Origin of the sequence: Enterobacter sp. P82 (genome assembly GCF_037053385.1) — a bacterium.
In the GTDB taxonomy this organism is placed as follows: domain Bacteria; phylum Pseudomonadota; class Gammaproteobacteria; order Enterobacterales; family Enterobacteriaceae; genus Enterobacter.
Genome location: NZ_JBALHX010000001.1, coordinates 1,914,210 through 1,927,404, shown reverse-complemented (window position 1 = coordinate 1,927,404; position 13,195 = coordinate 1,914,210). Strand labels below are relative to the sequence as shown.

Sequence of the window (13,195 nt, the reverse complement as noted above, 5' to 3'; positions counted from 1 at the left end):
TGTAATAATCGCAATAAGAATGGAGTTTGTTTTTTGTGGCTGGATATTTCACGGAAACAATACGTAACAGGTAGCGGTTGTGACGGGGTGGTGGTTTAAAAATGCTGACTTTACGCTGACGTAAACTGACAATGCAGAATAAAATAATGGCCAGCATTTGCTGGCCATTGATGTTTTTGTGGATTAGAAGCTGGCGTTACGTGGAGTACGTGGGAACGGAATAACATCACGTACGTTCTGAACACCGGTAACGTAGGCGATCAGACGCTCAAAGCCCAGACCAAAACCGGCGTGCGGAACGGTACCGTAACGGCGCAGATCGCGATACCAGCTGTAGTCAGCCGGATTGAGACCCATCTCTTCCATACGCGCGTCAAGTACGTCGAGACGCTCTTCACGCTGAGAACCGCCGATGATTTCACCAATGCCCGGCGCCAGTACGTCCATCGCTGCAACGGTTTTACCGTCTTCGTTAAGGCGCATATAGAAGGCCTTAATGTCTTTCGGGTAGTTTTTCACGACAACCGGTGCTTTGAAATGTTTCTCGGCCAGATAGCGTTCATGCTCAGACGCCAGGTCAACGCCCCAGTAAACCGGGTTCTCGAACTTCTCACCGCATTTCTCAAGGATTGCTACCGCGTCGGTGTAATCCACCTGTGCAAAGTCAGCAGAAACGAAACGCTCCAGACGCGCTACAGCATCGCTGTCTACGCGCTCTGCGAAGAATTTCATGTCGTCAGGACGTTCTTCCAGGACCGCTTTGAAGACATACTTCAGCATCGCTTCCGCCAGACCCGCAACATCGTCCAGGTCGGCGAATGCCACTTCAGGCTCCAGCATCCAGAATTCCGCCAGGTGACGGCTGGTGTTGGAGTTTTCGGCGCGGAAGGTTGGGCCAAAGGTGTAGATTTTGGACAGCGCACAGGCGTAGGTTTCACCGTTCAACTGGCCAGAAACCGTCAGGAAAGCCTCTTTGCCGAAGAAGTCTTTGTCATAGTCCACTTTACCTTCTGGGGTACGCGGCAGGTTTTCCATGTCCAGCGTCGAGACGCGGAACATTTCACCTGCGCCTTCAGTATCGGACGCGGTGATCAGCGGGGTAGACACCCAGAAATAACCTTGTTCATCGAAGAAACGATGCAGTGCCTGGGCCAGGGTATGACGCACACGCGCCACTGCACCAATCAGGTTGGTACGCGGGCGCAGGTGAGCGACTTCACGCAGATACTCAATGCTGTGACGTTTGGCCGCCATCGGATAAGTATCCGGATCTTCAACCCAGCCGGTCACTTCGATTGCGGATGCCTGAATTTCGAAACTCTGGCCCTGGCCCGGTGATGCCACAACGACACCGGTAACGATAACGGAACAACCCGTCGTCAGATGCAGAACGTCATCATTGTAATTGGGCAGAGAATTATTAATGACGGCCTGTACAGGATCAAAGCAGGAACCGTCATAGACGGCAAGGAAGGAGATGCCAGCTTTAGAATCTCGGCGGGTACGCACCCATCCGCGCACGGTGACTTCCTGGTCAACGGCGACACGGCCCTGGAGTACGTCGGCTACAGGCACAACGCTCATAATATTCTCTCTGTTAATAGTCGGAAAAAATAGACACTTGTCCACCCTTATGGGGGGATATCTATGTTACCTGCCATCTGCTATCAGACAAGTAAATTTCGCAGTCAAAAGAGAAGAATTGAGAAATAAATAAGGAGAGGGGAGCCATAAAGGCTCCCTTAAGCACTTAGCTGGCTTTTTTGATCTGGGGAAGATCGAACGCTTTACGTAGCGCGCGGACAAACGCTTTGTCATGGCAGATGGTTTTACCCGGGCTATCGGAGAGCTTCGCCACCGGCTTGCCGTTACATTCCACCAATTTTATGACGATGTTCAGTGGTTTCACCTGAGGGATGTCACAGGTCAAACGGGTACCAATCCCGAAGCTCAGGTTAACTCTGGTGTTGAACTGGCGATAGAGCTCAACAGCTTTCGGCAGGTCAAGATTATCGGAGAAGACCAGAACCTTGCTCATTGGATCAATACCCAGCTTTTCGTAGTGGGCAATAGCCTTCTCACCCCATTCAACCGGATCACCGGAATCATGACGTAACCCCTGGTAACGCTCAGCGAACTCGGGACCAAAATCGCGCAGGAAGGCATCCATCGTAATACAGTCGGTGAGGGCGATCCCCAGTTGATTTGGGTACTCCTCTAGCCATGCGGCCAGCGCCGCGCGCTGGCTGTTCGCCAGGTCTGGACTTATCTGCTGATGCGCCTGGAACCATTCATGCGCCTGGGTGCCCATAGGCGTGAGATTAAGGCGACGGGCCAGATCGTAGTTGCTGGTGCCCACAAACCACGGTTCCTGCTGCAGACGCTTAACGATGGCCTCCTGAACGTCGCGAGAGAAACGGCGACGGGTGCCAAAGTCCATCAGGCGGAAGCGGGACATATCCAGCCCTTCGGTCAGCGTGGTGAAGCCCGCGAGCCTGGTTTCCAGCGCTGCGACCGCCTGTTCAACACCGGTTTCTGGCGAGCGGTAGCGGTGGGCCAGTTCACTGATCACCGCCAGAAGCGGCACTTCCCACATGATCACTTCACGCCACGGACCTTCGAGACGAATATCCAGCTTACCATTATCATTAAGTACAGTGACCTGCTCTGGCTTATAGCGGAAGTCGCGCAGCCAGTTCAGGTAGTCAGCTTTGAAGAAAGGCAGGCCAGAGAGCCACTGATATTCATCGTCCTGCAACGTCAGATGCTGCATAGCATCGACCTGTTCACGAATAGCGTCTGCGTAGATACCGAGCAAGTCGTCGCCACGGCAGCGGAATTCGGCCGCGACATGAACGTCATAGTAATGGTGGAAAACGGCTTGCTGCATATGCAGTTTATACGCGTCAGTATCCAGCAACGTATGCAGAACAGGAGAAACGAATTGAGTCATAGGTGCGCAGTAGCATCCTCTCACAGGAGCGTTTAGTACAATAAACAACTCCGGAGTATACCTTGTTTAGTGATTTATTGAACCCCGATCACAACATAAGCGCGTTTTATGGTCGAGGGCATTTTGTGCCCCATGTTATATAAATGTAGCAAAAAAGGGTTTTGTACCTGAAAAGATGAACATTCTGCGTAGCGCGTTTTACACAACAGGAATATATTGAAACGTTACTCGACAAACGATGCATAAGGTTTTCTATGACACAACAGCCACAAGCCAAATACCGCCACGACTACCGTGCGCCGGAATACCTGATTAGCGATATCGATCTGACTTTTGACCTGGATGCCACTAAAACCGTTGTGACGGCGGTAAGTCAGGTGACGCGCCACAGTGCGACTGCTGTGCCGCTGCGTCTTGATGGTGAAGACCTGACGTTGGTCTCCCTGCATATTAATGATGAAGCCTGGTCTGACTATAAAGAAGAAAACAACCAGCTGGTGATCGACAACCTGCCGGAACACTTTACTCTGCGCATCGTGAATGAAATCAGCCCGGCCGCCAACACGGCGCTGGAAGGACTTTACCAGTCTGGTGTGGCCCTGTGCACTCAGTGTGAAGCGGAAGGTTTCCGTCACATCACCTGGTATCTCGATCGCCCGGATGTGCTGGCACGCTTCACAACGAAAATTATCGCCGATAAAACGCTCTACCCATTCCTGCTTTCCAACGGAAACCGTGTGGGAGAAGGCGAACTGGAGAACGGCCGTCACTGGGTGCAATGGCAGGATCCGTTCCCGAAACCATGCTATCTGTTTGCGCTGGTGGCGGGTGATTTCGATGTGTTACGCGACACCTTTAAAACACGCTCCGGCCGCGAAGTGGCACTCGAGCTGTTTGTTGACCGTGGCAACCTGGACCGTGCACCGTGGGCGATGACGTCGCTTATCAACTCCATGAAGTGGGACGAAGAGCGCTTTGGTCTCGAATATGATCTCGACATCTATATGATTGTGGCTGTCGATTTCTTCAACATGGGCGCGATGGAGAATAAGGGCCTTAACATCTTTAACTCCAAATACGTGCTGGCCCGCACTGATACTGCCACCGATAAAGATTATCTCGATATCGAACGCGTTATAGGTCACGAATATTTCCACAACTGGACAGGTAACCGCGTCACCTGCCGCGACTGGTTCCAGTTGAGTCTGAAAGAGGGACTGACCGTCTTCCGTGACCAGGAGTTCAGTTCCGATCTGGGGTCTCGTGCGGTTAACCGCATCAACAACGTGCGTACTATGCGCGGTCTGCAGTTTGCGGAAGATGCCAGCCCAATGGCGCACCCGATCCGCCCGGATAAAGTCATTGAGATGAACAACTTCTACACCCTGACGGTGTATGAAAAAGGTTCTGAAATTATCCGCATGATCCACACTCTGCTGGGTGAAGAGAACTTCCAGAAAGGGATGCAGCTCTACTTCGAACGTCATGATGGCAGCGCGGCCACCTGCGACGATTTTGTTCAGGCGATGGAAGATGCCTCCAATGTGGATCTCTCTCACTTCCGCCTCTGGTACAGCCAGGCCGGTACGCCGATTGTCACCGTCAAAGACGATTACAACCCGGAAACCGAACAGTACACCCTGACCATCAGCCAGCGCACGCCGCCGACAGCGGAGCAGGAAGAGAAACATCCGCTTCACATTCCGTTCAGCATTGAACTGTATGATAACGAAGGCAAAGTCATTCCTCTTCAGAAAGGCGGCCACCCGGTACACCACGTGCTGAATGTGACCCAGGCAGAGCAGACCTTCATCTTCGACAACGTTTACTTCCAGCCGGTCCCTGCGCTGCTGTGTGAGTTCTCTGCACCAGTGAAACTGGAGTATAAATGGAGCGATCAGCAGTTGACGTTCCTGATGCGTCATGCGCGTAACGACTTCTCCCGTTGGGATGCCGCGCAAAGTCTGCTGGCGACCTACATTAAGCTCAACGTAAACCGTCATCAGCAGGGCCAGCCGCTGTCGCTGCCTGCTCATGTGGCTGACGCGTTCCGCGCGATCCTGCTGGATGAGAAGATTGACCCGGCGCTGGCCGCTGAAATTCTGACTCTGCCGTCAGCGACTGAAATCGCCGAATTGTTTGACATCATCGACCCAATTGCCATCGTCGCGGTGCGTGAAGCGTTGACCCGTACGCTGGCTGCAGAACTGGCCGATGAGTTCCTGGCGATTTATAACGCCAATAAACTTGATGCTTATCGCGTAGAGCACGCGGACATCGGTAAGCGTTCTCTACGTAATACCTGCCTGCGCTATCTGGCGTTTGGTGAGGCTGAGTTGGCGAACACGCTGGTAAGCAAGCAGTATCATGACGCGGATAACATGACTGACGCGCTGGCTGCCCTGGCTGCAAGCGTAGCCGCCGAACTGCCGTGCCGTGATGCGCTGATGCAGGAGTATGACGACAAGTGGCATCAGGATGGCCTGGTGATGGATAAATGGTTCATCCTGCAGGCGACCAGCCCGGCGCAAGACGCGCTCAGCAAAGTACGCAGCCTGCTGAAGCACCGTTCGTTTACCATGAGCAACCCGAACCGCGTACGTTCCCTGATTGGCGCGTTTGCCAGCAGCAACCCGGCCGCGTTCCACGCCGAAGACGGCAGCGGCTATGAGTTCATGGTTGAAATGCTGACCGAGCTGAACAGCCGTAACCCGCAGGTGGCATCACGTCTGATCGAGCCGCTTATCCGTCTGAATCGCTACGATGCGAAGCGCCAGGCGAAAATGCGTGCCGCGCTTGAGCAGCTGAAAGGACTGGAAAACCTTTCTGGCGATCTGTACGAGAAGATTGCTAAAGCGTTAGCGTAATAAAAGTTAACCCTCCCTCTCCCAACGGGAGAGGGCCGGGGTGAATGCATCAGGCATTAGCCTTAGCTCGCTGTAACTCCGTGCCCCCGCGCTTCATCACCCGATCCAGCACTTCTGCCTCCAGCTCCGCCAGTCTTGCCGAACCTACGCGGCGAGGGCGCGCAATATCCACCGTCAGATCCAGACCCATTTTCCCTTCTTCTATTAACAGCACACGATCGGCCATCGCTACCGCTTCAGACACGTCATGCGTCACCAGTAGCACCGTAAAGCCGTGCTTCTGCCACAGGGATCCAATCAAATCCTGCATTTCGATTCGTGTCAGGGCGTCGAGTGCGCCAAGCGGCTCATCAAGCAACAACAGGCCCGGACGATGGATTAACGCCCGCGCCAGCGCTACGCGCTGCTTCTGTCCACCTGACAGCGCCGCAGGCCATTCATCCGCGCGATTTTCCAGGCCTACGGCGGCAAGCGCCTGGCGGGCCTCCTCTCGCCAGTTGCCTTTAAGCCCCAGCCCGACGTTATCAATGACCGTTTTCCATGGCAGCAGGCGCGCATCCTGAAACATCATGCGGGTATCGTTCTGAATATTTGCCAGCGGTGTTGTACCGGCAAGAATCTCACCACCGTTTGGAACCTCCAGTCCGGCTAACAGGCGCAACAGCGTGCTCTTACCGCCGCCGCTGCGTCCGACAACGGCTACGAATTGTCCGGCAGGAATGTGCAGATCCAGCGCATTCAGAATGGTGTTTTCGCCATAGCGTTTGGTCACGCCGTTCAGCAGTAACGGCGTCCCCTGGTTCAGTCGTGCTGTATTCATGCTTTCGCCTCCTGAAGGGAATAGGCCGGGTTCCAGCGCAGCCAGCTGCGTTCCAGCCACTGGGCGCTGACATCGGCGAGTTTGCCGAGCAGGGCATAAAGGATGATCGCGACTACCACCACGTCCGTTTGCAGGAATTCGCGAGCGTTCATCGCCAGATAACCGATGCCAGAGTTGGCTGAGATGGTCTCCGCCACTATCAACGTTAGCCACATCAGGCCAAGCGCAAAACGCACCCCGACCATAATGGAGGGCAGGGCGCCAGGGAGAATGACGTGGGTAAAGAGGGCGAAACCCGATAAACCATAGCTGCGTGCCATTTCGACCAAACCACGATCGATGTTACGGATCCCATGCCAGGTATTGATGTAAATCGGGAACAGAGTGCCCAGCGCGACGAGGAATATTTTGGCGCTCTCATCAATACCAAACCACAAAATCACCAGCGGGATCAGCGCCAGATGCGGAACGTTGCGCAGCATCTGAATGGACGTATCCAGCAGCCGCTCGCCCCAGCGTGAAAGACCGCTGATCAAACCCAGAATCAGGCCGATGCTGCCGCCGATGGAAAACCCAATCACGGCGCGCCAGGAACTGATCGCCAGATGTTGCCACAGCTCTCCGCTGACGCTCAGCGACCAGAACGCTTCGATAACGCCCATAGGTGCGGGCAGAATGCGGCTCGACAGCCAGCCGATAGACGATGCGAGCTGCCAGACGGCCACGATACCGACGGGCAAAAACCACGGGGCGGCGCGCAGGAGCCATTTTTGTGAGATGACAGACATGGTCACTCCTTAGCTTTGTGCGGCTTTTCGTGGAATAAATTCGTTCGCCACGGCTTCGCCCTGAAGCTGGCGCGGTTGCGGTTGAGGAATTTCCGGGATGGCGACATCCAGATGCGGGAATAACAGCTCACCCACTTTGTACGCCTCTTCGAGATGCGGATAACCGGAGAGAATAAAGCTGTCGATGCCCAGGTCAGCGTATTCATTAATACGGGCTGCCACGGTCGCACCGTCGCCAACCAGCGCCGTGCCCGCGCCGCCGCGAACCAGACCAACACCCGCCCACAGGTTTGGGCTGATCTCCAGGTTCTCGCGCTTGCCGTTGTGCAGGGATGCCATCCGGTGCTGCCCAACGGAATCGGTTTTGGCAAACGCAGCCTGAGCTTTCGCGATGGTGGAATCATCCAGATGGGAGATGAGACGATCGGCCGCCTGCCAGGCTTCTTCGTTGGTCTCACGCACAATCACATGCAGGCGGATACCGAAGCGTACCTTGCGGCCATGGGCGGCCGCTTTAGCGCGTACCTGGGCAATTTTTTCTTTCACCAGCTCGGGCGGTTCGCCCCAGGTCAGATAAAGATCAACCTGCTCCGCCGCCAGGTCCTGCGCCACATCCGACGATCCGCCAAAGTAGAGGGGCGGGCGCGGCTGCTGCACCGGCGGGAAGTAGAGCTTCGCATCGCGAACGTGAATATGCTTGCCTTCGAAGGTGACGGTTTCCCCTTCCAGCAGGCGTCGCCAGACGCGGGTGAATTCGGCGGAGGCTTCATAGCGCTCGGTGTGGTCGAGGAACACGCCGTCGCCCGCCAGCTCCTGCGGATCGCTGCCCGTTACCAGGTTAAACAGCGCGCGACCATTAGACAGTCTGTCCAGGGTTGCCGCCTGACGCGCCGCCACGGTGGGGGAGACGACGCTCGGGCGCAGCGCAACCAGGAACTTCAGACGCTGGGTGATCGGGATCATCGACGCAGCAACCAGCCACGCATCTTCACACGACCGTCCGGTCGGGATCAGCACCCCGGTGAAACCGATTCGGTCCGCCGCCTGCGCAATCTGCTGCAGATAGCCATGGTCAACCGGGCGTGAACCCTCTTCTGTACCAAGATAGTGTCCATCACCGTGGGTGGGTAAAAACCAGAAAAGATTCAGACTCATGATTTTGTTCCTTCTTTGCCAGCGGGTTGCCAGATGCGTTCACGAATATCCACCTGCTTAGGAACCAGGTGATTTTGATAGAAGAGGTCAGCGGTTTGCTGCTGAAGTGCGGCGACGTGCGCGTCTACGGGCGTAATGGTGGTTGGTGGACGGTGGCTGAGATAGCTCGCGATCACCGGTTCAGGTAAACCCATGGTTTTTGCCAGCAGGGCAATACTCTCCTGACGCTGGCTCTGGGTCAGCGCATCGGCCTGGGTGAAGGTTTCCAGGACGCCCTGAATAAATGCGCCGTTCTTTTCCGCATACGGTCTTGCGGCAAGGTAGAACGAACCGGTCTGCTTCAGCGTGGTGCCGTCTTTCAGCACGCGAACGCCGCCCTGCAGCAGTGCGGCGGAGTAGTACGGATCCCATATAGCCCAGGCGTCAACGTTGCCCTGCTGGAAGGCGGCGCGCGCGTCGGCAGGCGTCAGGTAGACGGGCTGAATGTCGGTGAACTTAAGCCCGGCTTCCTGCAGGGCGCGCAGCAGCAGGTTGTGCGAGCTGGAACCTTTCTGGAATGCGACTTTATGACCTTTAAGATCGGCGACGCTTTTAATGTCGCTCTTTTCCGGTACCAGAATCACTTCGGCCTTCGGTTTGGGCGGCTCTACGCCAACGTAGACGAGGTCTGCTCCGGCGGCCTGGGCAAATATCGGCGGGATATCGCCCGTACTGCCGATATCGATACTGCCAACGTTCAGGGCCTCCAGCATTTGGGGGCCAGCCGGGAACTCAACCCAGGAGAATTTGGTGTCCGGGAAGCGTTTTTCCAGAAGCTGGTGGCTTTTCGCCAGCACCATGCTCACGCTGCCTTTCTGATAGCCAATGCGTAAACTTTCAGGTGCCGTATCGGCGGCGTGGGCCAGCGACGAAAGCGCCATCAAACCTGCCAGGCCGATGCGGGTTAACGTTTTAAACATGGGCGACTCCTTGAGGCTGACCAAACGCCGGAGCCTGGATATCCCTGCGGTGCAGGGCATGCCAGAAGGTTTCCAGGGCGTTATCGAGGCGGGTTTGCAGGTTCGGCGTAAAGTGAGGTTTGTGCTGATAGTCAATGACCTGGGAGTCATCCGCGAAGACGCCGTGGAGGATCTCCTGGGCTTTCAGCGCGTTCAGGACCGGCTTCAGGGCATAATCCACCGCCAGTAAATGGGCCACCGTGCCGCCTGTGGCAAGGGGCAGCACCACTTTGCCATCCAGTGCGCGTTCGGGAAGCAGGTCAAGCAGGGTTTTCAGCGCACCGGAAAAAGAGGCTTTATAAATAGGCGTTGCCACAATTAAGCCGTCAGCGCCTTTAAGCTGCTCAATGAGGGTTTTAAGCGCCGGGCTGTCAAAACGGGCGTAGAGCAGATCCTCAGGTTCGAAGTTATGCAGGTTCCAGTGGCACACTTCCACATCCAGGGCATTGAGCTTTTCACGGGCATATTCCAGCAGGGCGCTGGAACGCGAAGGGAATCGTGGACTTCCGGCCAGAGTAATGACGCGCATACTTCCTCCTTATAACCAATTGTTTGCTTTTATCTAACATTCATAACAATTTTCAGGAGTGTGACACCGCGCGGTTATTCCACTAAATGATTTATCTGCAATTAAAATGCGAAAAACAGCATAAGAAGTACTACGGCAGGTAAACGATTGCGTTTTACGCTGATTTTTTGCCGCAGGTCAATTCCCTTTCGGCGTCGGATCGCCCATAATCCCCTCCCGGTTTGCACACCGGGAATCCAGGAGAGTTCATGTACTACCCCTTCGTTCGTAAAGCCCTTTTCCAGCTCGACCCTGAGCGCGCTCATGAATTTACATTCCAGCAATTACGTCGTATTACAGGAACGCCTCTGGTCGCTCTGGTGCGTCAAAATGTGCCGGAAAAACCTGTGCAATGCATGGGATTGACCTTTAAAAACCCGCTGGGTCTAGCGGCAGGTCTGGACAAAAATGGCGAGTGCATTGATGCCCTGGGCGCGATGGGCTTTGGCTCTATCGAAATCGGTACCGTCACGCCGCGCCCACAACCGGGAAATGACAAGCCGCGTCTGTTCCGTCTGGTCGAAGCGGAAGGCTTGATCAACCGCATGGGCTTTAATAACCTCGGTGTCGATCACCTCGTTGAGAATGTAAAAAAAGCCCATTTTGATGGCGTATTAGGTATCAATATTGGCAAAAATAAAGACACTCCGGTAGAGCAAGGTAAAGATGACTATCTGATTTGTATGGAAAAAGTCTACGCCTATGCTGGTTATATTGCGGTGAATATTTCCTCACCCAATACCCCGGGGCTGCGTTCTTTGCAATATGGTGAAGCGCTGGACGATCTTCTGAGTGCCATTAAAAATAAACAAAATGAGCTCCAGTCGATCCACCATAAATATGTTCCCGTCGCGGTTAAGATCGCCCCGGATCTTTCTGTCGAAGAATTGATCCAGGTTGCCGACAGTTTAGTTCGCCATAATATTGATGGTGTGATTGCGACCAATACCACACTCGATCGCTCCCTGGTTCAGGGAATGAAAAACTGTGACGAAGCGGGTGGGTTAAGTGGACGCCCGGTACAATTAAAAAGCACCGAAATTATTCGTGCTTTGTCAGCGGAATTAAAAGGTCGTTTACCGATTATCGGTGTCGGTGGTATCGACTCAGTGATTGCTGCGCGTGAGAAGATGGCGGCAGGTGCGTCACTGGTGCAAATCTATTCCGGCTTTATTTTTAAAGGACCGCCGCTGATTAAAGAAATCGTTACTCATATCTAATCTTTTCTCTTAATCAGACAACCAGGGCTTTATTTCCGGCCCTGGTTGTTTTATATTCCGTCATTGTTGCTTATTTAGACATTATAGTCTTTTATTAAATGGTGTTAAAAACGAAGCGACGAGCAGGACATTTTTAGTACAGGACGTTTGGGACGGGAGAGAAACATGCGAATTAAACCTGACGATAACTGGCGCTGGTATTTTTGCGACGAGCATGACCGTATGATGCTCGATTTAGCCAATGGTATGTTGTTTCGTTCTCGTTTTGCCCGCCGAATGTTAACCCCGGACGCTTTTTCTCCGTCAGGATTCTGTGTTGACGATGCTGCGCTTTATTTCTCCTTTGAAGAAAAATGTCGCGATCTGGTGCTCTCTAAAGAGCAGCGTGCCGAACTGGTATTAAATGCACTGGTGGCTATTCGTTTCCTGAAACCACAAATGCCAAAAAGCTGGCATTTCCTGCCGCATGGTATGAGCTGGACGCCAGCAACGGGCGACGCGGCCAGTGTCAATCTGAGTGAAAGCGCAGAAGAGGTAAGCCTGCTGGTGGTTGAGCCTGGGGAAAATGCCGCGCTCTGTCTGCTGGCTCAGCCCGGCGTGACAATTGCCGGGCGGACGATGCAACTTGGGGATGCCATCAAAGTCATGAATGACAGGCTGAAACCCCAACTTCGTGTGGATTCTTTCAGCCTGGAACAGGCTGTTTAAGCTTCCAGTTGTACTGATGTTTTTGGGATACAGCTACAGCACAGAATTGTCCCGTCGTCGGCTATTGCGGATTTTTTCAGCGCACTGACTTCACCCTCAACCAGCTTGATTCGACAGCAGCCACAGATCCCTGCGCGGCAGGAATACGGTATGCGGATCCCTGCTTGTTCCAGCTGTTCAAGTAAAACCTGCTGATTATTGCCCCGGATTATGTTGCCCTGCCAGTGAATATCCACTGATGAGCTGACCTGTGTCTCAAGGTCTACGAACTCGTCTTCCTGACCGGAGCCATATACTCTTGCGGGTCCACGGGCAAGAATTTCTACCTCGTCACCGACACGGATCACGCCGCTGGAACGGGGGATCAGGTTCAGGCCAAAATCCACATCGCCATTGTCCTGCGCAGTGCGGAACGATTGCAGGGTTTTCAGCGGTTCTCCGGAAGGGTGCTTCTGGCCTTTCTCCGGGCTTACGGTGGTAAAGATACAGCGGCTGCATGGCTTCGCGACGTCGAAAATCACACTGCCGATGCGAATCACTTTCCAGGTGTCTTCTTCCCAGGCTTCTGTACCGGTTACCACCAGATTGGGGCGAAATTGCTCCATCTGAACGCTGGCTTTACAACGGCGCTGCAGGTCGCGCAGGGAGGCTTCACTGGTCAGCAGGAAAGGAAAACCGTCCGCAAATGAGAGCGGAACTGCGTCGTGACGCTTCACGCGGCGCGTCAGCGACGGGCCTACCCAGCGTAACTGCACATCGCGCGAGAAGAAGCCGCTAAGCCAGCGGTTAATCTCGTCTGTGGCAATACGCGCGGTAAAATGATTGCCCCACACTTCTGTTGGCGCATCCACAGGCGCAAAATCAGCAAAGCGGATCACCACACTGGAACCATCCGGCGCGGTAAGATGCAAACCGTCATGAAGGGGGGAAGGGATAAAGCGAACCATCTGCGGGAACTGGCGTGCAGTAATGAACGTACCGTCAGGCTCAGTGATCATAAAGATACGATCGAAGGCAAATCCGCTCATGTCGGCAAGTGCGTGAGAAATGCCAATGCCGCGCATGGATTTCACCGGATGAATAAAAAGCCTGGATAACGTCGCCACTGCACACTCCCT

The 13,195-nt window shown here is 54.3% G+C and carries 11 protein-coding genes; 3 read left to right on the top strand and 8 right to left on the bottom strand.

Annotation, left to right across the window (positions count from 1 at the left end):
- Positions 1–183 precede the first annotated feature (183 nt).
- Positions 184–1,584 (bottom strand): asparagine--tRNA ligase, encoded by a 1,401-nt coding sequence (gene asnS / locus WB237_RS09250; protein WP_023335141.1) that lies wholly within the window; start codon positions 1,582–1,584, stop codon positions 184–186.
- Positions 1,585–1,750: 166 nt separating this feature from the next.
- Positions 1,751–2,953, bottom strand: coding sequence for a nicotinate phosphoribosyltransferase (gene pncB, locus WB237_RS09245; protein WP_336212479.1), 1,203 nt, complete (start codon positions 2,951–2,953; stop codon positions 1,751–1,753).
- A 254-nt stretch (positions 2,954–3,207) separates the two neighbouring features.
- Here pncB and pepN point away from each other — a divergent pair, with 254 nt between their 5' ends.
- Positions 3,208–5,820, top strand: coding sequence for an aminopeptidase N (pepN, locus tag WB237_RS09240; protein ID WP_336212476.1), 2,613 nt, complete (start codon positions 3,208–3,210; stop codon positions 5,818–5,820).
- A gap of 49 nt (positions 5,821–5,869) precedes the next feature.
- Here pepN and ssuB read toward each other — a convergent pair whose 3' ends face one another.
- The 5 genes from ssuB to ssuE are packed head-to-tail and all read right to left on the bottom strand — an operon-like array spanning position 5,870 to position 10,110.
- A complete protein-coding gene (ssuB, locus tag WB237_RS09235; RefSeq protein WP_336212475.1) occupies positions 5,870–6,640 on the bottom strand; it encodes an aliphatic sulfonates ABC transporter ATP-binding protein in 771 nt (256 codons plus the stop codon).
- Positions 6,637–7,428, bottom strand: a complete 792-nt coding sequence (ssuC, locus tag WB237_RS09230) for an aliphatic sulfonate ABC transporter permease SsuC (protein WP_336212473.1) — start codon at positions 7,426–7,428, stop codon at positions 6,637–6,639. Before ssuC ends, ssuB begins: the two co-directional genes overlap by 4 nt.
- Positions 7,429–7,437: 9 nt before the next feature.
- Positions 7,438–8,583, bottom strand: a complete 1,146-nt coding sequence (ssuD, locus tag WB237_RS09225; protein ID WP_336212471.1) for an FMNH2-dependent alkanesulfonate monooxygenase — start codon at positions 8,581–8,583, stop codon at positions 7,438–7,440.
- The gene (locus WB237_RS09220; RefSeq protein ID WP_336212469.1) at positions 8,580–9,542 is read right to left on the bottom strand and encodes a sulfonate ABC transporter substrate-binding protein; all 963 of its coding nucleotides are present in this window, start codon (positions 9,540–9,542) and stop codon (positions 8,580–8,582) included. The genes ssuD and WB237_RS09220 overlap by 4 nt, the downstream gene beginning before the upstream one ends.
- Positions 9,535–10,110: an NADPH-dependent FMN reductase gene (gene ssuE, locus WB237_RS09215; RefSeq protein ID WP_047346891.1), complete on the bottom strand. Its 576-nt coding sequence runs from the start codon at positions 10,108–10,110 to the stop codon at positions 9,535–9,537. The genes WB237_RS09220 and ssuE overlap by 8 nt, the downstream gene beginning before the upstream one ends.
- Positions 10,111–10,358: 248 nt before the next feature.
- Here ssuE and pyrD point away from each other — a divergent pair, with 248 nt between their 5' ends.
- On the top strand, positions 10,359–11,369 hold the full coding sequence (gene pyrD, locus WB237_RS09210) for a quinone-dependent dihydroorotate dehydrogenase (RefSeq protein ID WP_028019223.1): 1,011 nt from the start codon (positions 10,359–10,361) through the stop codon (positions 11,367–11,369).
- 165 nt (positions 11,370–11,534) lie between these two features.
- Positions 11,535–12,077, top strand: a complete 543-nt coding sequence (gene zapC, locus WB237_RS09205) for a cell division protein ZapC (protein ID WP_336212466.1) — start codon at positions 11,535–11,537, stop codon at positions 12,075–12,077.
- On the opposite strand, the gene WB237_RS09200 is transcribed toward zapC, so the two are convergent.
- Positions 12,074–13,183: a YcbX family protein gene (locus WB237_RS09200; RefSeq protein WP_316943327.1), complete on the bottom strand. Its 1,110-nt coding sequence runs from the start codon at positions 13,181–13,183 to the stop codon at positions 12,074–12,076. The genes zapC and WB237_RS09200 overlap by 4 nt on opposite strands.
- Positions 13,184–13,195 lie beyond the last annotated feature (12 nt).